The following is a 26,179-nucleotide window of genomic DNA, read 5'->3' as shown; positions in this document are numbered from 1 at the left end:
GCTGCAAGGAGCACTGCCATGACGTCCCGCCAGATCACCCTCTATCACGCTGCCCGTTCACGCTCGAGCGGCGCCGTGGCCCTGCTTGAAGCCCTGGGTGCCGACTACCGCCTGCATGTGCTGGACCTGAAAGCCGGCGCCAACCTGGCCCCGGCCTACCTGGCCATCAACCCGATGGGCAAAGTGCCGGCGATCATCCATGAGGGCGCGCTGGTGACCGAGCAGGTGGCGATCTACCTGTACCTGGCCGATCTCTACCCCGAAGCCGGCCTGGCGCCGCCGATCGGCTCGCCGCTGCGCGGCCCCTACCTGCGCTGGATGGCCTTCTACGGCGCCTGCTTCGAGCCGGCGATGATCGACCGCGCGATGCGCCGCGACCCGCCTCCGCAGTCGATGTCGCCCTACAACGACGCGGAAACCGTCCTGCAGGTGATCGAGGCGCAGCTGGCGCAGGGACCTTACCTGCTGGGTGAGGAGATGAGCGCCGCCGACGTGCTGTGGGGCAATGCCCTGAAATGGACCACCGACTTCGGGCTGGTGCAGCCCGCCCCCGCCACGGCGGACTACATCGCCCGGATGGGCGCATTGACGGCCTTCGACCGCTCGCGGCAGATCGACGCGGAGCTGATCGCGGCGTAAGGGCGCCCGCCGGGCACGGCCCGGCGCTACCGGGCGCGGCAGGGGCCGTGCCCCATGAGCGTGCACCGCGGCGGGAGGCGCAGGATGCGGGTAGAATTGCCCGCTTTCCCGCCACCCGAATGGATTAAGCGCCATGACCGGGACGCCAGACGTCTTTCCGCCCGCCACGCCGGGCGGCACCCCGCTCGTTGCCCTGCCCTCCGCTCCGCGCACGCCGGAGCAGATCAAGGGCAAGCTGTACATCAAGACCCACGGTTGCCAGATGAACGAGTACGACTCGGCCAAGATGGCCGACGTGCTCGCCGCCAGCGACGGCCTGGTGCTGACCGACACCCCGGAGGATGCCGACGTCATCCTGGTCAACACCTGTTCCATCCGCGAGAAGGCGCAGGAGAAGGTGTTCAGCCAGCTCGGCGTCTGGAAGGGGCTGAAGAACCAGGGCCGCGAGGTCATCATCGGCGTCGGTGGCTGTGTCGCTTCGCAGGAGGGCGAGGCCATCATCAAGCGCGCGCCGTTCGTGGACCTGGTGTTCGGCCCGCAGACCCTGCACCGGTTGCCGGAGCTGATCCGAGCGCGTCGCGAGCAGAAGCGACCGCAGGTGGACATCAGCTTCCCGGAAATCGAGAAGTTCGACCGCCTGCCGGAGCCGCGCGCTGAAGGCGCGTCGGCGTTCGTGTCGATCATGGAAGGCTGCTCGAAGTACTGCTCGTTCTGCGTGGTGCCCTACACCCGCGGCACCGAAGTCAGCCGTCCATTCGAGGACGTGGTGGTGGAAGTGGCACAGCTGGCCGCGCAGGGCGTACGCGAGATCAACCTGCTCGGCCAGAACGTCAACGCCTACCGTGGCCCGTATGGCGATGGCGAGTTCGCCGATCTGGGCCTGTTGATCCGCACCATCGCCGAGATCGATGGCGTCGGCCGCATCCGCTTCACCACCTCGCACCCGCTGGAGTTCAGCGACTCGCTGGTGGACGCGTTCCGCGATGTGCCGCAGCTGGCCAACTTCCTGCATCTGCCGGTGCAGGCCGGCAGCGACCGCGTCCTGTCGGCGATGAAGCGCGGCTACACCGCGCTGGAGTTCAAGTCGAAGATCCGCAAGCTGCGCGCGGTGCGCCCGGACATCTCGATCAGTTCGGACTTCATCGTCGGCTTCCCCGGCGAGACCGAGGCGGACTTCGAGAAGACCATGAAGCTGATCGAGGACATCGGCTTCGACCACAGTTTCTCCTTCATCTATTCGCGTCGTCCGGGCACTCCGGCCGCCGACCTGGAAGACACGCTCAGCGATGCCGAGAAGCACGCGCGGCTGTCGCGCCTGCAGGAGCGCATCAACGCGCACGCCGCCGGCATTTCCGCAAAAATGGTCGGCACCGTGCAGACGGTACTGGTGGAAGGCCCATCCCGGAAGAACCCGAACGAGCTGACCGGCAAGACCGAGAACATGCGCTCGGTGAACTTCCCGGCGCCGGCACGCCTGATCGGTCAGTTCGTGGATGTGGTGATCACCGAGGCATTGACCAATTCGCTGCGCGGGCGGGTGGTGACGGAAGGCTGATCGCCGGAGTGGGGGAAGCCATGTACGGCTTGCGCCCCACGCAGCAGGCGTGGTGATTTTCTCACCACGCCACGCAGACCCTCTGTGCAGAAGGCTCTGCGTCACCTATCCACAGGTTGATTGCGCGTCGTTCCACAGTGATTGTGGAAAAGCGGTGGGTCTCAGGGGCGAGCCCGCCGGGCCTCGTTGCTGGCCGCAACCTTCGCTTAGCGGGTCTGCTCTGAGCCTCAGAAGGACGCATCGCGCTACTCGCTCAGGAATCCCAGCTTCGTCGTCCCGAATCCGTACCGGGTCTCCATCAGCTTCTTCGCCGGCCCCATGCCCTCTATGATCACCTTGCCATCAGGCGTGCCACAGCGGGCTGCCAGCTGCGTCCTGCCGTACTGCAGTTCGGCTTCACGACTGCGTTTGGGACGGGGATCGGGCTCCCACCAGGGGAAATGGGCATACGGCTTGTTGGCCGAGACCTCATGGCGCCAGCACACGAACGAGAGCGTCTCGTTGCCTGCTGCGTCATAGTCATAGACGCGGTAGGAGGTGTAGCCGCTGGTCAGCGGCGTAAGCTTCAACACACCCTTCTCTGCGTATGCGCGCAGGTTCTCGGTGTAGCCACCACTACCGGGAACCGGGCCGAACAGGATCACCCGCGTGAGCCTGCCGTTTGCGTCGTAGTTCTCCTGGCGATTCAGATCCAGCGTGCGCCACTGGCGTTCGTGGGGCTGCTTGGCACCGGGCCCGAAGACCTCGAAGATCCGTCGATGCGAGCGATGGTAGTACTCCCGGACGCGGGTGTAGTCAGTTACTCCTTCGAACAATCCCGTGGCAAGTTCCATTGGAACGCGCTCGCCGGGGAAGGTATACCGCAGCTTGTGCCGAGGGTCCCGGCTACGCTGCGCGAAGAGCGCAGTAGCGTCGGATTGCACGACAGTCATGGAGGAGTCCCGAACCCCCAAAAGGCCTTGCCTATCACTTCCGTGAAAGGTGATCGCCACTTCTCTGCGACCATTCGCCCCATCAACATACATGTAGCCACTCGCAATCCACGCTCCGTCCGTAGTTTCGGCGCCCGTTGCCGTGTCGTCACGTTCTGGCTGCTCACCACGCTTCCTTGTGGCCTCCTTGTCAACAACTGAAACCAACGCGCCATCCGACCGATACGTGAAGTACCAGGTCATCTTCTTCGAGGCCTTTTCACGTAACTGCGAGCACGTGAAGTCAGGAACATCCGAAACACTCATCCCGGAACTCTGATTGGCCACCTCTATGCGGCCATCATCATCATAGAGCGCACAGAACGTAGTCTCCCTATGCCCCTTCGCGTCAGTTGCATGAATCGACGTCAATTGACCGACCGAATCATAATCGAGCTCATACATCTTGTGCAGCTCGAAGTACGGATACACGGGCCTCACCGCAGGATGCAGACGCTCAGGAGGTGCTTCGCCAATCAACTTGGATTCCCGCCTTCTCCATTCCTCAGCACGGCAAATCCGTTGCGCTTGGCCACCGCTTTCCAAGTAGTAGACCGAACCACCATTCGAGTCGAATGGCTCATTCTTCAACTCAGTCAGGTCAGGACCAGTCCTGATCCTTATGTAAGGTTCCGCCTCGTTCGCGCGACTGAGACTGGCGCCCACTGCATCTCCTCCGCCAACCAAGCTCGGCCTGAACTTAACCACCAATCCGTTGCCCTGAAAGCGGCCATCGTCTTCATTGATTGAAATACAACCTGCATGCGCAGCTTGCACAGCGCACAGAGCACCAACCGCATGCAGGGCTTTCAACAGCAAGCGCTCAATCACACCTTCTCTCCTTGATTCAATGCAGCATGTCGAATCGAATATGCCAATTCACTTGAACTGCCTCCCTCAACAGGCACGGCTGCAATGATCTCGCTCGGCATCGTGGCAACCGGATCGTCCATGTTGCTCCCCCAAAGCAGCGGCATGGTGACCCAGAAGCCTTTGATCCGTGGGCGTCCCGGCTCGCCCCGAAGAAAGTCTGTCGCCCTACGCACATCGTGCCGACCTACTACACTGGTCACATAGTCGCTAACGACACTAGGCTCCTCCATGAAATCTGGCTGCAGGTCAGGTGGTTGCGCATGCAACATGCGTTTGACGTGACCCTTGTCATTCAAGCCTGCGGCGGGAAATCCATGAAGCACGGAGTCGTAGCGAGGGAACGAGTCGCGGGGGACATTGGTGAAGACACGCTGATAAGCGGCGGAATTTGAATCGGCAAGATTCCTGATGCTTCTCCACGTCTCGGCACTTGCTGGCCTGTCCACCGTCAGGGTTGGCACGTTCTTGTTGAACCAAGGCAGATACGTCTGCGCCGCTTCCACTGCCGAGTATGGCTTGTTCTCCTTCTCCGGCAGCTTTTGAATCTCCTGCCCCAGAAACTTCCTCCACAACTTCAACCGCAGCTCCCGAGCAAACGTTCGGGTTATTACCTGCACGCCGTTGCCCAGATCCATCCGCTTCGCCTCGCCATCAACGATCACCGCGGCGATCTCGGTATCACCCGTCCCCAGCAGACTGCGGTCATTGCAGTTCGCGCTGCCGATGATCGCCACCGCGTCATCAACGATCAGCAGCTTGGAATGCACATAGCACTGCTCGGTCACCACATACAGGGAGGGGCCATGCTCGGAGCCGATCGTGTGCGGCGGCAGATGATCGCTTCTGCGCGTTTCGGCCAGCACGCCGTAGCTGCGCAGATTCATCACCGACAGGTATTCCTTCCGCCGCCCGGCCTTGACCTCGGCCTGCAGGTCAGCCTCCTCCACGCCGGCCTCGCGGATGTCCTTGTCGCGTGCGATCAATGATCGGCAGATGCGCCGGATCAGGCTGTCGTCACCACGCAGCAGGGTCTGCTGCACCCAGTACTGCTGCTTCACGACGGCACCGTCCGCCAGGCTGCCCTCCGGGTGCACCGGCAGGGTGATGTACACATGGAAGCCCTGCCGGGCCAGGATCGCGCGGCGGATGCGCGCGGCCAGGGCGGCCACCAGCGGGTTGCTGGCCGCCGACTTCACTCCCTGCCTGCGTTCCACCACATCCTGCACGATGCCGGCCCTGCCTACCGGGCCGCTCATCCCCACGCCGCGCCCCACGTGACCAAGCTTCGCCTTTTCGGCATCCGTCGCATCCCGCCGCTCCCCGCCCTTCACTGCGGTTTCCACCACGCTGCCCGGATCCGCGTCGGACCAGCCGCAATCGGAAATGAGGAACTGCGTTTCCAGATAGATGTAGGCACTGGCCGATGCGATGCAGTTGACCATTGCGTCGAGAATGGAGTGCATCGGCTGCTCACGCTCCCAGTACGGCTGCAGGCAGCTGGCGTCGTCCAGGTTCAGGCCGAGTTCCCTGCACCCCTTCTTCTCCAGCGCATGCAGGGCGGTGCCCGAGGAACGCACGATCTGCACGCTGATCTTTCCCGCCGTGCCCGGCACCGTCAGGTCACCGAACACCGCCTGCATGCCCCCCATGGACTGCAGCCACTGATCGCTCAATGGCGTCAGTTCCATGCCACGCGCCAGGGTGGTCTGCTCGGGCAGCGCTGTGTCGAGCCATTCATTGGTCTTGCGAAGGCCCGTGTTCAGCCCCTTGCGCAGCAGCGAGCCGATGGTCCGGTCGCCGCGCTGGTTCTGCCAGACCATGGCATTCCAGCGGTGCATGAAGTTGCTGCAGATATCGAACACGGCCGGGCCCGCGATCTGCGCGTGCACGTCCTGCCAGGGCATGCGAGGCTGGCGGCCACTGTCGAGCAGCCGCTGGGTGCGATCAACCGGCGTATTGATCCACTGCACCAGCGATTCCCAGTCTTTCTTCGCCTTGTCGATCTTTGCTTCTATTTCGCTGAGTCGGCCTTCGATGTCCGCGCGCAGGCTGCGCGGATCGAGCAGGTAGCCCGCCGCTTTCTCTGCAGTCTGGAAGGGCCGCAGCGCTGCCGCCCGGATGTCGTTCTTCTGCTGGTCGAGCCAGCTGCCGAACTTCTTCGCCTGGATGGCGCTGAAGCCTGCCACCGCACGCCCTGCTGCGGCAGCCGCCTGGACCGGATTCAGTTTGATGGCTTCGTCGGCGGCACGGTTCGACGCGGCAATGACATCTGCATATTCCTGGCCGATCTCCTCCAGTGTCGTCTGGATGGCCAGGAACGTGCGCGCGACGGTGCGCTTGACCGCCATCCCCTCTTCCATGCCGGGGATGATCCACTCGGCGATCTTCCTGAGGCCTTCGCGCTCAAGCGCGTCGGGTACGCCCAGCTTGTCCGCATAGTCCTGCAGTTCGGCCAATGCGGCACCGGCATCCCACTGCGACTTCATCTGGTCCAGTGCGATGGCCATGCCGGGCACATACGCCTGTGCGAAGCCGGGACGAACGCGGCCTGCCGCATCCGGGCTGGTATCGGGCTTGTCCAGCGTGAGCTCCGTCTCATCATCCGTCATGCTCCGATACTTGCTCAGGCAGTTGTTGTAATGGTCATTGATCACGTGCAGCGTCGGGTCGCAGACCACGTCGAAGTTGCCGTCGTCCCAACGGCCATGGGCGACGTCGAGTCCTCCGACGAAGCCGATGCGTCCGTCCACCACCAGGATCTTCTGGTGGTGCGAGAAGGCGATGTTGAAGGCATCGGTGCGGCCGGTCGCCGGGTTGTGCAGGCCCACCTGGACCTGCCCGGGCGTCTTGTCATCCTGCATCTTGTACAGCGCCGTGCGCACCTCGTTCTCGTGGGTGTAGGCGGCCGCCTCCACGCTGTCGTAGAGCAGTACCCGCACATCCACGCCGCGCTGGTTGATAGCGTCGAACAGCAGCTCGCTCAGCCGCGCGGAGTGCGCGTCGCCGCGCGCGTCCATCTCGGTATCAAAGTTCATCTGCCAGTCGGCGATGAAGATGAACTTCTGCGCGCCGCGGATGGCATCGGCCATCGCCTTCATGGCCGAGCGCCCGTCGGTGAACGCGTCGACGCGGTTCCCGTGCCGCACCGGCGCGAACTGACGGTCCGGTGGTGCGTAGTAGTCGCCGCTGGTCGTGCCTTTCTGGCCATCCCTGCAGATGAGAGAGGCGCGCTCGACCCTGCCCCATGCGTTGGCGTCTGCCATGATCAGATCTCCTTGCGCCGGGCCGGGCTGGCGTCGATGTGGGACTGGAACTCGTACTCGGCGCGCTGCCGGTAGGCATGCAGTGCGGCATCGTCAGGCAGGTCGGCCAGACTCTTGCCATAGTTGATCGCCTCCAGCGTGTCCAGGGTTGCCCGCACCCCCGGGGAGCCGCTGTATGGCCGGGGCCGCTGCAGCGGGATCACGTCGATTCCGTGTACCAGGAACAGGCAGCCGGGATGGCGGCCTGCGTCACTCCAGATCCTCGCGCACAGCGCATCGTCCAGGCTGACATCGCCCTGTGCGTCGGCCTCACCTTCGGCCAGGGTCTCAGCCCAGCGTTCCGGCAGCAGGGCGCTGTCACGCTGCTCATCGTCCAGGGCGCGGTGCGTGCGCACGACCCTCCAGGGCTGCCCGCCCAGCGGCACACCCTGCGGGCCCGGGATGTCCTGCAGCCTGAAAGCAAGCTTCGGAACCTGCCCGTCCAGCGCGCTGGACGGCATGTCCGGCAGCGGACGGGTCAGCTGCGCCGGGCCGACGAAGGTGCGCTGCCCGGCCTGCACGGTCACCGTGCCGGGGCAGACCAGCACCAGGTTGCCATCTTCCAGCGTAATGCTGGCGCCACCGGCGGTGGCGATGTGCAGGGTGCGCGGTGCGGCAAGCTCCACAGCGCCCTGCCCGCTCGCTGCACGCACGGTGCTGCGCGCCTGCAGGTGGATCGTTTCGGACTGGGCCCGGATGTCCAGTACCTCCTGCCCAGCGACGATGGTCAATGCCGCATCACCGGCAAAGCTGCGGCCACTGGCCGCCAGCATGCCCACCGCCTGCGCCGCGTGCAGGCGCGCACCGCCGCCCACGTTGGCATCGGTGTGCCCGCCACTGGACAGTGCCACATTCCGGGCACCGCCCCAGTGCAGTGCCTGCCCGGCCACCATCATCAGACCGGCCTGCCCATGCAGGCCCAGCGTTGGCTGGCCGGTATGCGGAACATCGCCGGGCGCGGGGTGGCCCTCCTCACCGGCGCTGGCCTGCGCATAGGAAAGTCCGGTCACACTGGCCCGGGCAACCCGTTGCAGACCTGCCAGGCCGGTGCTGTCCTCCCGTACTGCGTGGCTGTCCAAGCCAGCCGTGCCGTGCATCGTAGCCGCGCCATGGCTGGACGCGGCCAGGAGGGCGGCCTGCTGCAGCAGCGCGCCGGCCGCAGACACCTCGCCTGCGGGTGACAGCGCAGCGTGGCCACGCGCGGTCAACCAGACACCCCGTTCGGCACGCAGCGCGCCCCACGCGTCAGTGCGCAGTTCCGCGCCTTCTCCGCGCAGGGAACCTCGATGGTTGTCAGCCATGTGCAGCAGATGACCCAGATTCAGCTCGCTGCTGGCGTGGCTGCTGGCCAGCTGCACGCGCAGCTGTGCGTCGGAATCATCGAAGGCCAGCCGGTTGTAACCCGTTCCGGACCATTCCCGTGATTGGATGCCCCATACCGCCCCGGCATGCCGGTGCTGGTCCTGCCCCGGTGCCATCGCGTGCCAGACAGGCGCATGGCCGCCGGCCGCATTGCCCTGTGCGCTCGGGCGGGAGTCGGTGGCATGCCCGAACAGGCCGCCGCTTTCGTCTGCGGCCGCTGCTCCGGCCGGGGTGCGCGCAACGCCCGCCTCGCCACGACCGTTGTACAGCGCGCCCAGCACCAAGGGCTGATCGATGTTCCCGTCCAGAAAGCCGATCACCACCTCCTGGCCGACACGCGGCAGGAACTGTGCACCGACGCCCGGTCCAGCGTAGCGCTGCGCGACCCGCAGCCAACAGGTCGTACCGGCATCTGTGGCGTCCTGAAGATGCAGACGTACCCGTACCCGGCCCAGGTGATCGGCGTACAGAGCGGCATCATCACGGCCATCGCCAGCGATGACCGTAGCGGTCTGATGGCCTGGCGCGAGCGGCCGCGGGTGGATGCGTTCGCCGGTGCCATCGGCCAGCACGGGCCGCCACGGTCGATTCCGATCGACGGCGCGGAAGCGATTGGCATAACCCAGGGGCGCGTTTGTCTCCAGCGCCACGCCGGGCATGGCTGAACCGGCCTCAAGCCAGCGGGCCGGTGCCGCAGCGCGTGGTTGCTCCGCCCCCTGCGTGATCGGCGGCGGATTGCACCCGTAATGCAGTAGTTCCGTCGGCAGCAGGCTCGGCGTCGAACCAGCGCTCGCGGCCAGAACGCGGATGAAGCGACCGACCTGCAGGCTGCGTACGCTGCCTGCCGCCAGCCAGCCTGCACTGCCGGCCTCGTGCGCTTCAGCTGCTCGCCGCGCGCGACGATACCCCTCATCGGCGCCAGCCAGGGCGTGGGTGCCCACCGGCTCATAGACCTCGCGCGGGCTGTGCCCGGCGTCCTGCAGTGGCATCTGCACATGTCGGACGGTGGCCGCCGGGGCATCGTCGGTGACGAGCGAGAGCCGGCTGCTGCCCAGCCGACGCCACCTGCCCAGCTGCTGCAGGGCATCTGCGCGCTCGGTGGCGTCGTCACGGTGGAAACGGATACCGCCGTCTCGGGCCGATTGTGGATTCTCAGGTTGCACGCTGCTGTCGGCGAACAGCACGAGCGTCAATCCGCCGCTGCTGTCGCTCTCGAACGTGCCCGCAATGCCTTCATCGGCCAACAGCCGCTGCACGAACTCAAGGTCCGGCTCCCGATACTGGATGCAGCAGTCGCGCACGGGTGCGGCGGCCAGAGCGGCCAGGGCATCGTCGCTCCAGCGCCAGCGGGCCAGTCCGCTGTGCGTGCCGAACACGTCCTCGACGATGTCCCGGACGGTCCGCTGCTGATGGACACGGCTGCGCCGCGCATGCCGCAGGAACCACGTCCATGGCACGAGATGCAGCCGATAGCGCGCCAGACCGCCGTCTGCGCCAAGGAGGTGAGCGGCGGCGATGTAGCCGCAGCGATGGTGGTCCTGGCCATCATCGAGGCAGGTGACCAGCGCGGCGCTCAGTCCCGGCCAGTCTGCGCATGACAGGCCCGCATCCGGGTGCACGGCATCTACCCAGTAATCGAAACCGTTGACCAGGCTTTCGTGGCCCCACCACTGTTCGACGAACAAGGGAGGCAGGCCCTCAGCCTGCAGCCGATGCAGTTGCCCGTTCGACCCGAGCCCCGCCAGCGGCGCGTGCGCAGCTGCCGTATGTGAAACATCCATGACCTCTCCCTGGCCGGGCGCTCCGCCCCGACGCTCAATGCCTGTGAACCTTCCCGTGGCCACCGCTGCTTCCGGTTTCCGTTCCCCACCCGGCCGTGACGCTTTTTTCACCACCGGCGCAGGAAGCTTGTGGCACAAGCATTGCGAACGTCTATCCACAGGTTCCCGCAGGCCCGATCCACACCCCGTGTGGAAAACCGCGTCGCAGCCCCCGTACTGGCCGTGTGCGCCCCCGCGCGCTACCCTTGTTTCCCCTTGAAGACACTGTGGTGGAAGGCTTCCGCCCCACCTCCAGCAATGAAGAACATCGAGCATCGAGACTTCACCCTGTCGCCGGAAGACAACGCGCGCCTGGCCAACCTGTGCGGCCCGTTCGACGGCCATTTGCGACAGATCGAACTGAAACTCGGCGTGGAGATCGCCAATCGCGGCTTCGTGTTCCGCATCAGTGGACCGAAGGAAGCCAGCGTGGAAGCGCAGAAGCTGATCGAGGCCCTGTACGCCGAAGCCGGCGAGACCACCTTCGACAACCACGCCATCCACCTGCGCCTGGCCCAGGCCAACGTGGAGCAGATCGCCGAACGCTCGTACGAAGCACAGGACGTGGCGATCCGGGTCAAGCGTGGCACCGTGCGCGGTCGCGGCGCCAACCAGGGCCGCTACCTGCACCAGATCGCCACCCATGACATCAACTTCGGCATCGGCCCGGCCGGTACCGGCAAGACCTTCCTGGCCGTGGCCAGCGCGGTGGAAGCGCTGAACGAGTCGCGCGTGCAGCGCCTGATCCTGGTGCGGCCTGCGGTCGAGGCCGGCGAGAAGCTCGGCTTCCTGCCTGGCGACCTGACCCAGAAGGTCGATCCCTACCTGCGGCCGCTGTACGACGCCCTGTACGAAATGATGGGCGTGGAGAAGGTGGTGAAGCTGCTGGAGAAGAACGTCATCGAGATCGCACCGCTGGCGTACATGCGTGGCCGCACGCTCAACGACGCGTTCGTGATCCTGGACGAGGCGCAGAACACCACCATCGAGCAGATGAAGATGTTCCTGACCCGGCTGGGCTTCGGCTCCACCGCCGTGGTCACCGGCGACCTGACCCAGACCGACCTGCCCAAGCACCTGAAATCGGGCCTGCGCGATGCCATCGACGTGCTGCGCGATGTCGAGGGCGTGAGCTTCACCTTCTTCGAATCGCGCGACGTCGTCCGCCATCCGCTGGTGGCCCGCATCGTCAGTGCCTACGACCGCCGCGACCTGCATCAGATCCAACCCGGAGCGACATCATGACCCGTGGTCCCGTACGGCTGGACGTCGCCGTCAGTTACGCCCTGCCCCGCGCCGGACTGCCGGCCGCGGTGAGCTTCCGCAGGTGGGTTGCCGCGGCCCTGAAGGGGCGGATCCGCGAAGCCGACCTGGCGATCCGCGTGGTCGATGCGAAGGAGGGGCAGTCGCTGAACCGCCACTACCGCGGCAAGGACTACGCCACCAATGTGCTCAGCTTCCCGGCCGAAGTGCCCGAAGGCCTGCCCAAGGGCGTGAAGTTCCCGCTGCTGGGCGACCTGGTGATCTGTGCCCCGGTGGTCGAGCGCGAGGCCGGTGAGCAGGGCAAGGCGCTCAACGCCCACTATGCGCACCTCACCGTGCACGGCGTGCTGCACCTGCTCGGCTGGGATCACGAAGACGACAAGGAAGCCGAGGCGATGGAGCAGCTGGAACGCGAGATCCTGGCCGAGCTCGGCATCGCCGACCCTTACGCCGGCGAGCGCTGAGCCCGCCGCCCCCCTGACCGGAAGGCAGCCGAGCCCAGGCTCGGCGCCACCACGGAGTGCCGCTGTGTTCCTGCCCCTGCTGCTTGCCACCTCTGCGTCCGCCGCTCCGCTGGACCTGCCGGCACTGATCGAATGCCGCCAGGACGTGGCCGCCCATGCCGCGCTGGCACCGCTGCTGGCCGACCCGCTGAAAGCGGTCGCCAGCGGCCTGCAACCCCTGCCGCAGGGCAACCGGTTCCTGAGCGAGTACCGGCTGGCGCAGCCCATCACGGTGTTCGGCACCCGCACGGACCGGGTCGCGATGGCCGGTGCCAGCATCATGGCCATCCTCGATGAGGCCGACCCCCGGCCACTGGCCAGGCGGCTCGGGCTGGAGACCGCATACGACCAGGACGGCAAGTTCATGGCGGGGCGCGAACTGGTCAGCCGTGACGTGACCGACCCGACCACCGGCGAGGCGCAGATCGAGTCGATCATCCTCAGTGTCTCAACGGTGGCCTCCCACCCGGGCCGGACGCTGGCCGGCTGCACCTACAGCCTGGACCTGCCCGAAGCACCGACGTCCCGGCCTGAACTGGCGCCGCCCCCGATCACCGGCCCCGACAGCGGGGGGCGCTGACAGGCCGCTACATCCTGCTAGACTGGCGCCAACGCCCGGCATGCCGGGTGCCCTTTTTCCAGAGATGTCTGAAGACGACAGTAGTAGCTCCCTGCAGGAGCACAGTGAAAAGAAGCGCGGCTGGCTGGAACGCCTGACGTCCGCGTTCTCCGGCGAACCCCATACCCGCGACGAGCTGGTCGCTGTCCTGCACACCGCGCAGGAAGAAGGTCTGATCGCCGCCGATACCCTGAAGATGATGGAAGGCGCCATTTCGGTGGCCGAGCTGACCGTGGGCGACGTGATGATCTCGCGTTCGCAGATGGTCTCGCTGCCCGTCGAAGCGCCCTTCCTGGAACTGATGAAGCAGGTGGTCGAATCCGGCCATTCGCGCTTCCCGGTGCATGGCGAGAACAAGGACGACATCCTCGGCATCCTGCTGGCCAAGGACCTGCTGCGCGGCGTGGTTGCCGACCACGGCCCGGCCAACGTACGCGAACTGCTGCGCCCGGCGGTGCTGATTCCTGAAGCGAAGAAGCTCAACGTGCTGCTGAAGGAGTTCCGCCTGTCGCGCAACCACATGGCCATCGTGGTCGACGAGTACGGCGGCGTCGCCGGCCTGGTCACCATCGAGGACGTGCTGGAACAGATCGTCGGCGACATCGATGACGAGCACGACGAAGCCGAGGATCCGTCGGCACAGATCGCGATCCAGGCCGACGGCCAGTACGTGGTCGATGCTCTGACCCCGATCGGGGATTTCAACGAGCGCTTCGGTGCCACGTTCTCCGACGAGGACTACGACACCATCGGCGGCCTGGTCACGGAAGCGGTCGGTCACCTTCCGGAGATCGGAGACGAACTGGCGCTGGACCGCTTCATGTTCCGCGTCGCGCGTGCCGATGCGCGCCGGGTACAGGCCTTCCACGTGACGGTGCTGCCACCGGACGCGCAGGACGACGCTTGAAACGGCGCGGGCTGATCCTCACCCTGTGGCTGGCACTGTGCATGCTGGCCACGGCCGTGCCTGCCATCGCCTTCGCGCAGGCGACGGCTACAGTCGCCGGAACTCCGGCGCCGCGCATCGGCGTGGTGACGATGCAGCCCGGCACGGTGTTCTTCGAGCGTTTCGGCCATGACGCCATCGTGGTGCTCGATCCGGCCAGTGGTGAGGCAACGTCGTACAACTTCGGCTACTTCGATCCGTCCGAGGATGACTTCATCGGTCGTTTCGTGCGTGGCGACATGATGTATTACCTGGTGGCGCTGCCCCTTCAGCAGGACCTGTCGTACTACGACGAGACCGGCCGCGGAGCGAGCGTGCAGTGGCTGGATCTGCGCCCGGACCAGGCGCGCGCACTGGCCGCCGACCTGGCCGAGCGGGCCAGGCCGGAGAACGCGCGCTACCACTACGACTACTACACCGCCAACTGCGCGACGATGGTGCGCGACACGCTGGACAAGGCGCTGGGTGGTGGACTGCATGCTCAGCTGTCCGGACGCTCGCGCGGTAATACCTACCGCAGCGAATCGGTCCGCCTGGCCTCGCCCGCGCCGTGGATGTGGCTGGGCTTCGACGTGGGCCTGGGCCCGTTCGCCGATCAGCCGCTGTCACGCTGGCAGGAAGCGTTCGTGCCGATGCGCCTGGCCGACGCCCTGCGCCAGGCGCGCAACAGCGACGGTCGTCCGCTGGTGCAGTCCGAGCAGGAACTGCTGCCGCACCGCATCGATCCGGAGCCCAAGGAATTCCCGCGCCGCTGGTGGCCGTGGCTGCTGTGCGGCCTGGCCATCGCTGCCGGCGTGCTGGCGTTGCGCAACCGGCCGCGCCTGCTGGCCGGACTGGGACTGCCGTTGTGGCTGCTGTGTGCCGTCGCAGGTGGCCTGCTGGTGTTCCTCTGGGGCTTCAGCACCCATTACGCCGCCTGGGCCAACCGCAACCTGCTGCTGCTTTCGCCGTTGTGCGTGCTGCTGCTGCCGGGCGCGGTCCGGCTGCTGCGCCGTCGCCCGCCGGGCCGCATGTTCACGGTCGTGCTGTGGCTGGTGGCACTGCAGGCCCTGGCCGCGCTGGTCCTGCACTGGCTGAGCCTGCAGGCACAGTACAACGTGCAATGGATCGTGCTGCTGCTGCCGATCCACGCTGCCCTGGCCTGGGTGCTGGGGCGCGATCGTCACTTGTCGGATACGCGGCACTGACGCACGATGGCGGGCATGTCACTGCCCGCCTCCGCTGCCGCACCTGCTTCGGCCAATCCCGCCTGCGTCATCAACTGCGTCCACTACGATGAGCAGGGCGTCCGCCATGACATCAGCCTGGACGCCATCAGCGACGTCATCGCCAGCGGCAACGGCTTCGTCTGGGTCGGCCTGTTCGACCCCAATGAAGACGTGCTGCTGAAGCTGCAGGAGGAATTCTGCCTGCACGACCTGGCGATCGAGGACGCGCGGAATGCGCACCAGCGGCCGAAGGTGGAAGCCTACGGCAACTCGCTGTTCGTGGTGATGACCACCGCGCAGATGGTCGATGAGCGCATCCAGTACGGTGAAACCCACGCCTTCCTCGGGCCGCGTTTCCTGGTGACCGTGCGCCACGGTGCTTCGCTGTCGTATGCACCAGTACGTGCCCGGGTGGAACGCGAGCCGCAGCTGCTGAAGATGGGTCCGTCGTATTGCCTGTATGCCGTCACCGACTTCGTGGTCGACAACTACCTGCCGATCACCAACCGCTTCCGCGACACGCTGGAGCTGCTGGAGAAGGACATCTTCGCCGAGAGCTACAAGCGCAGCACCGTGGTGCGCCTGTACGAGCTCAAGCGCGAGTTGAACAAGATGCGGATGGCCGTGGCCCCCTTGCAGGACGTGCTGGCGCAGCTGCGCCGCTACCAGGGCGAATTGATTCCGGACGAAGTGAAGCTCTACGTGCGCGACGTGCATGACCATGCGGTGCGCATCAGCGACGTGATCGATACCCTGCGCGAGATGCTGGGTACCGCACTGAGCGTGAACCTCTCGCTGGTGACGCTGGCGCAGGGCGAAACCGTAAAGCGGCTGGGTGCGTGGGCGGCCCTGCTGGCGGCGCCGACACTGATCACGAGCTGGTACGGCATGAACTTCAGTCACATGCCGGAGTTGAGCCAGCCATGGGCGTACCCGCTGATGATCGTCGGCGTGGGCGGTGTCTGCGTGGGCCTGTACCGGTTGTTCAAGCGCGCGCGGTGGTTGTAGAGCCGAGCCCAGGTTCGGGCTCGGCTGCTTCTTTACCGTGGCACACGGAATGCATCATCAGGCCACGTAGACGGTCTTGATGTTCATGAACTCATGGATGCCATGGTCCGCCAGTTCGCGGCCGAAGCCTGACTGTTTGCTGCCGCCGAACGGCAGCCGCGCGTCACTCTTGACGATGGCATTGACGAAGGCCGCACCGCATTCCATGCGCTGGGCGAAGGACTCGCCACGCACCGGGTCTCCGGTCCAGACACTGCCGCCCAGCCCGAAGCGGGTGTCGTTGGCCACGCGCAGCGCTTCCTCTTCATCCTTGACCCGGATCACCGCAGCCACCGGCCCAAACAGTTCCTCGTCGTAGGCGGGCATGCCCGGCCCGACCTGGTCCAGCACGGTGGCCGGATAGCCGGCATGCGTGCCCGCGATCGGCTCGCCGCCCAGCAGCACCCGCGCCCCCTTGGCCACACTCGCCTGCACCTGCTTGTGCAGCTCGTCGCGCAGGTCCGCGCGGGCCATCGGTGCCAGCGTGGTCTCGCGCTCGCTGGGGTCGCCATACCGGCGCTGACCAGCGGCCTCGACGAAGCGGCGGGTGAATTCATCGGCCACGCGCTCCACCACGATGAAGCGCTTGGCAGCGATACAGGTCTGCCCACTGTTGTCGAAGCGTGACTTCACTGCGGCCGCCACGGTCTTGTCGAGGTCGGCATCGTCCAGCACCACGAAGGCGTCACTGCCCCCCAGCTCCATCACCGACTTCTTCAGCTGGCTGCCCGCATTGGACGCGATCGAACGCCCGGCGCGTTCGCTGCCGGTCAGCGTCACCGCCTTCACCCGCGCATCGCGCAGCACCTCGGCTGCCTGGTCGTTGTCGATGTGCAGAACGTCGAACACACCGGCCGGCAGGCCACCGTCGCGGCACACCGCCAGGATCAGGTCCGCACACTGGGGCACGTTGCTGGCGTGCTTGAGCAGCGCCACGTTGCCGGCCATGAAGGCAGGCGCAAGGAAGCGGAACACCTGCCAGACCGGGAAGTTCCATGGCATCACCGCGAACACGCAGCCGATCGGCTCGTAGCGCACGTAGCTGCGCTGTGCCTCGGTATCGATCAGCTGGGGCTTGAGGTAGTCGGCGGCGTGATCGGCGTAGTACTCGCAGGCCGCCGCGCATTTGTCGACCTCGGCCAATGCCTCGGCCTTCAGCTTGCCCATCTCGTGCGTCATCGCCTGCTGCAGCTCGTCACGCCGCGTGCGCAGCTGCGCGGCGATGCCTCGCAGGACGGCACCCCGCTCCTGCAGCGAACGTGCGGCCCAGGCCGGGAATGCGTCGGCCGCGGCCTGCAGGCGCTGCTCGACGTCGGCAGCGCCCATCAGTTCATGGCGGTAGGTCACCTGGCCGGTGGTGGGATCGATGATCTCGACAGTCATGGGGGATCTCCTTCAGGCAGATCCCCAGTGTGCGCCCTTGCCCGTGAGCCGCGCGTTGCCGGATCAGCCGTTGTCCTGCCGGGCCAGCTGCAGGTCGCGCTGGCGCCGCTTCTCGGCGCGCGCGTTGATGTACCAGCCGATCACCGCCGCGATCGACACCGCCGATACCAGCAGCGTGGCCAGCGCATTGATCTTCGGGCTGATGCCCATGCGGACCGAAGCGAAGACCTTCATCGGCAGTGTTGTCGAGCCCGGCGTGGCGACGAAGCTGGCCACCACCACGTCATCCAGCGACAGCGTGAAGGCCAGCAGCCAGCCCGCTACCAGTGCTGGGGCGATGATCGGCAGCGTGATGCGGGTGAACACGGTCAGCCGGCTGGCCCCCAGGTCCATCGCCGCTTCTTCCAGCGACAGGTCCATTTCCTGCAGGCGCGAAGACACCACCACAGTGACGAAGCACAGGGTGAAGGTGACGTGGGCGATCCAGATGGTCGCCAGTCCACGCGCCGGGAAGCCCGGAATGGCCCCCATCGAGGCCAGCAGCGCCATCAGCGAGAAACCCAGGATCACGTCCGGCATCACCAGCGGCGCGGTGACCAGCGCGCCGAACAGCGGCTTGCCGCGGAAACGCTTGAATCGGGTCATCACCATGGCCGCCAGCGTACCGAGCACCGTGGCGGTGCAGGCGGTCCAGAACGCCACCACCAGGCTGGTCCACATCGCGTCCATCAGTGCACGGTCGGCGAACAGATCGCTGTAGGCGCGGGTGGAGAAGCCCGCCCATACCATCGCCAGCCGCGAACTGTTGAACGAATAGAACATCAACAGCAGGATCGGCAGGTACAGGAAGGCGAAGCCGAGCAGCAGCACGCCCAGACCCAGGCCCTTGGCGGTACGCGGGCTCATGCCTGCTTCCCTTCCAGCAGGCGCTGCTGGGAACGGTTGAACAGCAGGATCGGCACCAGCAGCAGCAGGATCATCGCCACCGCCATCGCCGAGGCGCCCGGCCAGTTGCGGTTGTTGAAGAACTCGTTCCACAGCTGCCGGCCAACCATCAACGTCTCCGATCCGCCGAGCATCTCAGGGATGACGAACTCGCCGACCGCCGGAATCATCACCAGCATGCAGCCGGCGATGATGCCGGCCCTGGACAGCGGCAGGGTGATGCGCAGGAAGGCCTGCCACGGCTTCGCACCGAGATCGTAGGCCGCCTCCAGCAGGCGGTGGTCATGCTTGACCAGGTTGGCGTACAGCGGCAGCACCATGAACGGCAGATAGCAGTAGACGATACCGATATAGGCCGCGGTCGGCGTATCGATCAGCTGCAGCCTGGGCAGCCCCATGCCGGTCATCAGCGTCTGCAGACCGGTGAACTGCAGGAACTGGTCAAGCAGGCCGTTGCGGTCCAGGATCGCCTTCCACGCGTACACGCGGATCAGGAACGAGGTCCACGACGGCAACACCACCAGCATCATCGCCACGTTGCGCGCCGCCGGCGACAGCCGGGCGATGGCATAGGCCATCGGGTAGCCGATCAGCAGGGTCAGGAAGGTGGAGATCGCTGCGATCTTGATGGAACTCAGGAACGCCTGGGCGTAGATCGAATCGCGGAACAGCGCCAGATAGTTCTCGAGGTTGAGCTTGAGCGAGAACCCGCCGTCCACGTACTGCAGCAGCCAGGTGTACGGCGGCGAGCCGACACGGCTGTGCGAGAAGCTGATCATCAACACGATCAGGAAAGGCACTGCGAAGAACAGCAGCAGCCACAGATACGGCACACCGATCACCGTGGCACGCAGTCCCGGCAGCCAGCGCTTCAGCCCGGCGACACTCATGAGGTCAGCACCACGCCGTCATTGTCGCGCCAGTGCACCCACACGCTGTCACCCCAGGTCAGGCCATCGCTGGCCCATCGCTGCGAATTGGCGAAGTTGGCCAGCACCTTGGCTCCACTGGGAAGCCGCACGTGGTAGACCGAGTGACTGCCGAAGTAGGCGATGTCCTCGATCACGCCCTGTGCCTTGTTGGTGTGCCCTTCCGGTTCGTCCTTGCCGATCATCACCTTTTCCGGGCGCAGCGCGAATGCGACCGGCTGCCCTTCATATCCAGTGATGCCATGGGCGATGTAGATCGGCGCCGGGAACAGCGGCGATCGTACGGTCACATACTCCGGCAGGTCCTCGTCGATCACGCCGTCGAACAGGTTCACCGAGCCGATGAACTCGGCGACGAACCGGTTGGCCGGCTGCTCGTACACTTCGTCCGGCTTGCCGACCTGCTGGATCCAGCCCGCATCCATCACCGCGATGCGGGTGGCCATGGTCATCGCTTCTTCCTGGTCGTGGGTGACCATCACGCAGGTCACGCCCGATGATTCAATGATGCTGACCAGTTCCAGCTGCATCTGCGAACGCAGCTTCTTGTCCAGCGCACCCATCGGCTCATCCAGCAGCAGCAGCTTGGGGCCCTTGGCCAGCGAGCGTGCCAGCGCCACGCGCTGCTGCTGGCCGCCGGACAGCTGATGCGGCTTGCGCTTGCCGAGGTGGCCCATCTGCACCAGCTCCAGCATTTCGCCGACGCGCCTGGCGATCGCATCCTTGCCCAGCCCGTCCTGCTTGAGGCCGAACGCGATGTTCTGCTCGACCGTCATGTGCGGGAACAGGGCGTAGGACTGGAACATCATGTTGACCGGCCGCTGATAGGGCGGCAACGCGTCCAGACGCTGCCCATCAAGGGTGATACTGCCCTTGGTGGGTGTCTCGAAGCCGCCCAGGCAGCGCAGCAGGGTGGATTTGCCGCTGCCGGAGCCGCCCAGCAGGGCAAAGATCTCGCCCTTGCGCACATCCAGATTGACGTCGTCGACGGCGACGAAACCGTCGAATTCCTTGCGCAGGTCACGAATGGAGAGATAGCCGGGCGCACTCACCGTATCAACGGCGGCGGCTTCCGGCTGGGCTTCAACGGGCATGGGGGCTCCGGGAGCGGGCGGTGGACAGCGGGCGCCATTCTACCGGCCAGGGGGCGATGACGGTATGACGGGGTATGGCGAGCGGCCGTTGCCCGCCGGGCATGGCCCGGCGCTACCCGCATGGCCTGGCTCCGGTAGCGCCGGGCCATGCCCGGCGGAGAGGATCAGCGAACAGCCACCGGCGGTGCCTCCTGCCAGCCCAGCCCCAGGCTCTTCTGCAGCGCCACGTACCGCACCAGCAACTGCAGCCGCGCCTGGGCGGCGGCATCCTGCGCCTGCAGCCGCTGGCGCTGTACGTCCAGCAGATCGATCTGCGAGGTGGCACCCGCCTGTCGACGCTGGCTCATCAACGCCAGCGAACGGTCCGCCGAAGCCTCGGCGCGGACACTGGCCTGCAGTTGCTGCCGGGCCGCACCGAAGCGCGCCAACGCGGTGTTGGCATCCTGCAGTGCAGCCAGCACCGTGCCCTCGTAGGCCGCCAACCGGGCCTCATTGCCGGCCCGAGCCTGGGCCACACGGGCCTTGTTCACGCCGAAGTCGAACAGCGACCAGCGCAGGAACGGGGCGACGATGGTGGCGGCTGAATCCCGCCCCAGGTCGGAAACCGAGGTGGCGCCCGCGCCGATGCTGCCCAGCAGGGTCACCTGCGGAAAATATGCTGAGATCGCCTGGCCGATCTGCGCCGAGGATGCCGCCAGCTCGCGCTCAGCCTTGCGCACATCCGGCCGGCGCTGGATCAACGCGCCCGCATCGTCTACCGGCACGCTGGCCGGCAGCACCGGCAGCGGCTGGTCTGCCGCCAACCGCGCATCCAGCGCCCCCGGCTCGCGGCCTACCATCAGGGCCAGCACATCTCGGGCTTCGTCGGCCTGTGCCTGTAGCGGCGGCAGCGCAGCCTGCTGCTGTTGCAGCTGGGCCTGCGCGCGCTCCACCTGCAGGTCCGAATCCGCACCGCGTTGGCGGCGCTGACGGGTCAGCTGCAGGCTTTCATCGGCGGCTCGGAGGTTGTGCTCGGCCAGGGCGATACGCTCGCGGCTGCTGCGGTAGCCGAGGTAGACCTGGGTCAGTTCCGCGGCAAGCTGCACCTGCGCATCGGCCAGTGCTGCGGCGTTGGCCTCGGCTTCGGCGGCGGCCTGCTCGGCCGCGCGGCGTCGGCGGCCGAACAGGTCCAGTTCCCAACTGGCGTCGAAGCCGGCCACGTACAGCTCGGTGTCCAGATCGATATCGGCGAACTGCTGGCGCAGCTGCGCCGCCTCCTGCGGACGGCCGTTGGCCTCGGCCACGCCGGCGATGTTCTCGCCCAGACCGCGCACGCTGTTTTCCAGCGAATCCGGTGCCTTGATGTTGGCGTAGCCCGCCGCCGCGCCCACGCTGGGCAGCTGCTCGGCGCGGCGCTGGCGCTGCAGCGCGCGCGAGGCCAGCAGCTTGGCCTGGGCGGCGCGCAGGTTGGGGCTGTTGCGCAGCGCCTCGTCCACCAGCTGGTCCAGCAGCGGATCGTTGAGCGCGCGCCACCACTGGCTGGGCGGGCTGGCGGGCTGCACGCCGGCCTGCGCCGCGCGTGGGAGCTGCGCCTGCGCGGTAGCGACCGTGGCCACGTCCGGTTTCACGTAATCCGGCCCCACCATGCAGCCCGCCAGCAGCAGCGGCAGGGTGGCCGGGCACAGCCGGCGCAGAAGGGGGGAAACGGGCAAGGTCGTCGAAGTCATCAGTGCATCGCCAATGGAACGCCCTTGGGCAGGGGCTTGAGCAGGAAGACCAGCGGCAGGGTGGCCACCACGATCAGGCCGAAGATCCAGAACAGGTCGTTGTAGGCCATAACCATCGCCTGCATCTGCACCGTCTGCGCCAGCACGGCCATCGCCTGGGTGGCGTCGCCCAGCTGCTGGCCGTAGGCATGCAGCGCGTCCTGTGCGATGGTCGAGTTTACGGTAACGCTGCTGCCGATCGCATCGATGTGCAGGGTGGTGCGGCGTTCCTGGAAAGTGGAAATGATGGCCAGCCCGATCGAGCCGCCGAGATTGCGCGCGGCGTTGAACAGGCCGGACGCATCGCTGGTGTACTCGCGCGGCACCGAGGTGATGGCCGCCTGGTTCAGCGCCATCATTGCCAGCGCCAGCCCACAGCCCTGCAGCAGCTGGCCTATGACGAAGTGCGGGCCGATGCTGTCCGGAGTCAGCCCCAGATTGACGAAGCAGGCAGCGGCGAAGCACAGCATGCCGCCGAACACCATGATGCGTACGTCGACCGTTTCCAGCATCTTCGGCATCAACGGCATCAGCAGGATGGTCGGCAGGCCGGCCAGCAGCAGCACATAGCCGGCCTGCTCGGTGTTGTAGCCGGCGATGATCGCCAGGAACTGCGGGATCATGTACATGACCCCGAACAGGATCATGCCCACCGCCATCACCATCACGAACACTGCGCCGAAACTGCGCTGGAACAGGATGTTGAGGCGGATGACCGGCGCCTTGCTGGTGAACTGCGAAAGCGCGAGCAGCGCGAAGCCCAGCACCGAGACGATGCTGAGAACCACGATCATCGTCGATTCGAACCAGCGCTCGCGCTGGCCGTCTTCCAGCACCACGGTAAGCGCGGACAGGCCGGCGGTCATGCCGACGATGCCCAGCCAGTCTGCGCGCAGCAGCCCACCCCAATCAGACGTTTCATGCGGAAGGCCGAGCAGCAGCAGGGCAACCAGGCCGGCGCAGATCGGCACGTTGATGAAGAACGCGTAGTGCCAGCTGACGTTCTCGGTCAACCAGCCGCCCAGCAAGGGGCCGATCACCGGGCCCAGGATGACGGTCATGCCGAACAGCGCCGTACCCAGCGGCTGCTGCTTCGGCGGCAGCCGCGTGCCGACGATGGTCAGCGCGGTCGGGATCAGCGCGCCACCGGCAAAACCCTGCCCTACCCGTCCGGCGATCATCATCGGCAACGAATCGGCCAGGCCGCACATCACCGAGAACGCAGTGAACAGCGTGGCGCAGATCAGCAGGAAAGTGCGCAGGCCCAGCGTGCGCACGAACCAGCCGGTCAGCGGAATCATCACGATTTCCGAGACAAGGAAGGCGGTGGAGATCCAGGTGCCTTCGGTGCCGCTGGCGCCCACTTCGCCCTGGATGGTGGGCAACGCGGCGTTGACGATGGAGATGTCCAGCGTAGCCATGAACGAACCGATGGTGCCGGCCGCCACGGCCAGCCAGGCCGCGGCATCCGCCTTGCCCCCGGCGACAGGTGCTGCATGGGCACGGGTGGCGTTCATCGCGCCGGCGCGGCCATGGCCTCGGCCTCGTCCTGGCTGCGCTCGCGCGCATCCTTTGCATTGCGGGTATCGACGGTCACTTCCACCGACATGCCCGGCACCAGCACCTTGCGAGCTTCGGCACCTGCCTCAACCCGGATGCGCACCGGCACGCGCTGCACGACCTTGGTGAAGTTGCCGGTGGCGTTCTGTGGCGGCAGCAGCGCGAACTGCGAGCCGGTACCCGGCGAAATGCTCTCCACCGTGCCGCGCAATGGGGTGCCTGGCAACGCATCGACCTTGATTTCGGCCGCCTGGCCGGCGCGCATCAGGCCCACCTGGGTTTCCTTGAAGTTGGCAACGAGGTACAGCGAAGCAACCGGCACGATGGTCATGGTGCGGGTACCGGCAGCAACAAACTGGCCAACCTGCACGGTCTTGTTGCCGACACGGCCGTCGATGCGCGCGCGCAGCTCGGTGTCCTCAAACGCCACTCTGGCCTGCGCAGCGTCGGCCTGCGCCTGCTTCAGTCCGGCCTGGGCCTGCTCGAGCTGGGCCTGGCTGGCTTCGATCTGGCTCTGCGCGCCCTGGATCTGTGCCTTGGCCGCGTCGTACTGGGCCTGGGCGCGCTCGACATCGTGGCGCAGGCTTTCGACGTGTTCATGGGTGTCGGCACCACTGGCCGCCAGCGGGGTGAAGCGCGCCAGCTCTGACCGGCCGAAACGCAGCGAGGCGGCGGCCGCGGTGAGCTGGGTCCGTGCCTGCAGCAGGCTGGACTGCTGGCCCTGCACCCCAGCGGCGGCAGCGGCGATGTCGGCTTCGCGCACGGCGATCACGGCCTCGGCCTGGTCCAGCGTGGCACGGTAGGTGCGCGGGTCGATGCGCAGCAGCGGTTCGCCAGCCTTGACCCACTGGTTGTCCTGCACCAGCACTTCGGTGACGTAACCGTTGATGCGCGGAGCGACCGCGACAGCGTCGGCCTGCAGATAGGCGTTGTTGGTGTCCTGCAGGTAGCGGCCGACCAGCAGGTGGTAGATCAGCCAGGCAACCAGGGCGATGACCACGACGACGCCGATGATGGCCAGCGTCCAGCGGACCTTGGGGTTCTTCAGCGGCGAAGGCTTGTCCTCGGTGGAAGGCGTTTCGTCAGGGGCGGCGTCGGCGCGCTGGGGCTGTTCGGTCATTGTCTGAAGGCGGTGGTCGGTGCCATACGGGACGGTAGGGGAAGCGATGCGGAGGCAAGGTGAAAAAAAAACGGAGGCCATTGGCCTCCGTTTCCTGTGCGCTGACGTCTGCCCGCATCCGCCGGGCATGGCCCGGCGCCATCGTCATCTCACCTGCCGGTCTTCACCTCGGTCCACAGACGGGTGTACAGCTTGTCCGTCTCCGGGGTGTTGATCGAATAGGTGAACATCTTCGCAGCCACATCGGCCGGCGGGTAGATGGTCGGGTCGGTACGGATCGCCTCGTCCACCAGCGGAGTCGCGGTCGGCACCGGGTTGGCGTAGTGGATGAAGTTGGTATTGGCCGCAGCGACCTTCGGCTCCAGCAGGTAATTGATGAACTTGTAAGCGGCCTCCGGATGCTTGGCGTCCTTCGGGATCGCCAGCATGTCGAACCACTGCGGTGCGCCTTCCTTCGGAATCGAATAGGCGACATGCACGCCGTTGCTGGCCTCCTCGGCGCGGTCGCGGGCCTGGATGATGTCACCCGACCAGCCGACCACCAGGCAGGTGCCGCCGTTGGCCAGCGAGCCGACGTACTGCGAGGAGTGGAAGTTCTGCACGTACGGGCGGATCGACTTCAACAGGTCGGCCGCCTTCTGCAGCTCGGCCGGATCGCCGCTGTGCGGGTCCAGGCCCAGATAGTGCAGTGCGATCGGGATCATGTCAGCCGGCGTGTCCAGGATGGTCACGCCGCAGTCTTTCATCTTGCTGATGTTCTCCGGCTTGAACACCAGGTCCCAGCTGTTGGCGATGTCGGTGCTGCCGCCGAAACGCTCCTTCAGCATGTCCACGTTGTAGCCGATGCCGGTGGTGCCGACCATGTACGGCACGCCGTAGCGGTTGTCCGGATCCTGGGTGGCGATGCGCTTCATCACCGCCGGGTCCAGATTGGCCAGGTTCGGGATCTTGCTCTTGTCCAGCGGCAGGAACACGCCCGCCTGGATCTGCCGGCCGAAGAAGTTCAGCGTCGGCACCACCACGTCGTAGCCGCTGTTGCCGGCCAGCAGCTTGGTCTCGACCATCTCATCGCTGTCGAACACGTCGTAGGTCACCTTGATCCCGGTTTCCTTCTCGAACGTCGGGATGGTGTCCTCGGCAATGTAATCGCTGTAGTTGTAGACGTTCAGGACCTGGCTGTCCTGACTGCCACCGTTGCCACCGCCACAGGCGGCGAGCATGGCGGAGGCCAGGCCGAGCGTGAGGATACGCAGCTTCATCGGGTGCTCCAGAATGCGGGGAGGGGGGCCGGCTCG

20 protein-coding genes are annotated in these 26,179 nt (G+C 66.2%); 9 read left to right on the top strand and 11 right to left on the bottom strand.

Going from position 1 to position 26,179, the window contains the following annotated elements:
• Positions 1-18: 18 nt before the first annotated feature.
• Both ACZK08_RS06465 and miaB read left to right on the top strand, forming a co-directional pair.
• A complete protein-coding gene (locus tag ACZK08_RS06465) occupies positions 19-639 on the top strand; it encodes a glutathione S-transferase family protein (protein ID WP_053516594.1) in 621 nt (206 codons plus the stop codon).
• A 133-nt stretch (positions 640-772) separates the two neighbouring features.
• A complete protein-coding gene (gene miaB, locus ACZK08_RS06460) occupies positions 773-2,194 on the top strand; it encodes a tRNA (N6-isopentenyl adenosine(37)-C2)-methylthiotransferase MiaB (RefSeq protein ID WP_065176220.1) in 1,422 nt (473 codons plus the stop codon).
• Positions 2,195-2,439: 245 nt separating this feature from the next.
• Here the strand turns inward: miaB and ACZK08_RS06455 are convergent, their stop codons facing one another.
• Positions 2,440-3,996 carry a hypothetical protein gene (locus ACZK08_RS06455; RefSeq protein ID WP_478452585.1) on the bottom strand — a complete coding sequence of 519 codons (1,557 nt, stop codon included), beginning with the start codon at positions 3,994-3,996 and terminating at the stop codon, positions 2,440-2,442.
• Positions 3,993-6,788: a phospholipase D-like domain-containing protein gene (locus ACZK08_RS06450; protein WP_478452584.1), complete on the bottom strand. Its 2,796-nt coding sequence runs from the start codon at positions 6,786-6,788 to the stop codon at positions 3,993-3,995. The genes ACZK08_RS06455 and ACZK08_RS06450 overlap by 4 nt, the downstream gene beginning before the upstream one ends.
• On the opposite strand from ACZK08_RS06450, the gene ACZK08_RS06445 reads away from it, so the two are divergent.
• Positions 6,744-7,376 carry a hypothetical protein gene (locus ACZK08_RS06445; protein WP_231107712.1) on the top strand — a complete coding sequence of 211 codons (633 nt, stop codon included), beginning with the start codon at positions 6,744-6,746 and terminating at the stop codon, positions 7,374-7,376. The two genes, ACZK08_RS06450 and ACZK08_RS06445, sit on opposite strands and share 45 nt — an antisense overlap.
• On the opposite strand, the gene ACZK08_RS06440 is transcribed toward ACZK08_RS06445, so the two are convergent.
• Positions 7,304-10,483 (bottom strand): type VI secretion system Vgr family protein, encoded by a 3,180-nt coding sequence (locus tag ACZK08_RS06440; RefSeq protein WP_065181222.1) that lies wholly within the window; start codon positions 10,481-10,483, stop codon positions 7,304-7,306. The genes ACZK08_RS06445 and ACZK08_RS06440 overlap by 73 nt on opposite strands.
• 297 nt (positions 10,484-10,780) lie before the next feature.
• Here ACZK08_RS06440 and ACZK08_RS06435 point away from each other — a divergent pair, with 297 nt between their 5' ends.
• The 6 genes from ACZK08_RS06435 (at position 10,781) to ACZK08_RS06410 (ending at position 16,069) form a co-directional block, all read left to right on the top strand.
• A complete protein-coding gene (locus ACZK08_RS06435; protein WP_053516587.1) occupies positions 10,781-11,767 on the top strand; it encodes a PhoH family protein in 987 nt (328 codons plus the stop codon).
• Positions 11,764-12,249 (top strand): rRNA maturation RNase YbeY, encoded by a 486-nt coding sequence (ybeY, locus tag ACZK08_RS06430; RefSeq protein ID WP_053516586.1) that lies wholly within the window; start codon positions 11,764-11,766, stop codon positions 12,247-12,249. Before ACZK08_RS06435 ends, ybeY begins: the two co-directional genes overlap by 4 nt.
• Positions 12,250-12,313: 64 nt before the next feature.
• Complete coding sequence (locus tag ACZK08_RS06425) at positions 12,314-12,868, top strand: hypothetical protein (protein ID WP_065181221.1); 555 nt, start codon at positions 12,314-12,316, stop codon at positions 12,866-12,868.
• 64 nt (positions 12,869-12,932) lie between these two features.
• Entirely contained in the window at positions 12,933-13,814 is an 882-nt protein-coding gene (locus tag ACZK08_RS06420) for an HlyC/CorC family transporter (protein ID WP_053516583.1), read from the top strand.
• On the top strand, positions 13,811-15,040 hold the full coding sequence (locus ACZK08_RS06415) for a lipoprotein N-acyltransferase Lnb domain-containing protein (RefSeq protein WP_065181220.1): 1,230 nt from the start codon (positions 13,811-13,813) through the stop codon (positions 15,038-15,040). Before ACZK08_RS06420 ends, ACZK08_RS06415 begins: the two co-directional genes overlap by 4 nt.
• A 6-nt stretch (positions 15,041-15,046) precedes the next feature.
• The gene (locus ACZK08_RS06410) at positions 15,047-16,069 is read left to right on the top strand and encodes a magnesium and cobalt transport protein CorA (protein ID WP_053516581.1); all 1,023 of its coding nucleotides are present in this window, start codon (positions 15,047-15,049) and stop codon (positions 16,067-16,069) included.
• 57 nt (positions 16,070-16,126) lie between these two features.
• Here ACZK08_RS06410 and ACZK08_RS06405 read toward each other — a convergent pair whose 3' ends face one another.
• The 8 genes from ACZK08_RS06405 to ACZK08_RS06370 all read right to left on the bottom strand — a co-directional run bounded on the left by ACZK08_RS06405 (position 16,127) and on the right by ACZK08_RS06370 (position 26,143).
• Positions 16,127-17,434, bottom strand: a complete 1,308-nt coding sequence (locus ACZK08_RS06405; protein WP_430543119.1) for an NAD-dependent succinate-semialdehyde dehydrogenase — start codon at positions 17,432-17,434, stop codon at positions 16,127-16,129.
• 120 nt (positions 17,435-17,554) lie between these two features.
• Positions 17,555-18,397, bottom strand: coding sequence for an ABC transporter permease subunit (locus ACZK08_RS06400; RefSeq protein ID WP_005415928.1), 843 nt, complete (start codon positions 18,395-18,397; stop codon positions 17,555-17,557).
• Positions 18,394-19,326 (bottom strand): ABC transporter permease subunit, encoded by a 933-nt coding sequence (locus tag ACZK08_RS06395; protein ID WP_053516578.1) that lies wholly within the window; start codon positions 19,324-19,326, stop codon positions 18,394-18,396. Before ACZK08_RS06395 ends, ACZK08_RS06400 begins: the two co-directional genes overlap by 4 nt.
• Positions 19,323-20,459, bottom strand: coding sequence for an ABC transporter ATP-binding protein (locus ACZK08_RS06390; RefSeq protein ID WP_065181218.1), 1,137 nt, complete (start codon positions 20,457-20,459; stop codon positions 19,323-19,325). Before ACZK08_RS06390 ends, ACZK08_RS06395 begins: the two co-directional genes overlap by 4 nt.
• A gap of 164 nt (positions 20,460-20,623) precedes the next feature.
• Positions 20,624-22,165, bottom strand: a complete 1,542-nt coding sequence (locus tag ACZK08_RS06385; protein WP_065181217.1) for an efflux transporter outer membrane subunit — start codon at positions 22,163-22,165, stop codon at positions 20,624-20,626.
• On the bottom strand, positions 22,165-23,721 hold the full coding sequence (locus ACZK08_RS06380) for a DHA2 family efflux MFS transporter permease subunit (protein WP_065181216.1): 1,557 nt from the start codon (positions 23,719-23,721) through the stop codon (positions 22,165-22,167). The genes ACZK08_RS06385 and ACZK08_RS06380 overlap by 1 nt, the downstream gene beginning before the upstream one ends.
• A complete protein-coding gene (locus ACZK08_RS06375; protein WP_065181215.1) occupies positions 23,718-24,884 on the bottom strand; it encodes an HlyD family secretion protein in 1,167 nt (388 codons plus the stop codon). The genes ACZK08_RS06380 and ACZK08_RS06375 overlap by 4 nt, the downstream gene beginning before the upstream one ends.
• A gap of 149 nt (positions 24,885-25,033) precedes the next feature.
• Positions 25,034-26,143 (bottom strand): polyamine ABC transporter substrate-binding protein, encoded by a 1,110-nt coding sequence (locus ACZK08_RS06370; protein ID WP_065176209.1) that lies wholly within the window; start codon positions 26,141-26,143, stop codon positions 25,034-25,036.
• Positions 26,144-26,179 lie beyond the last annotated feature (36 nt).

The organism is Stenotrophomonas sp. 112478_Sma, from assembly GCF_056479905.1.
Note: the sequence above shows the minus strand (reverse complement) of the source record. Positions and strands in the feature narration are given on the sequence as shown.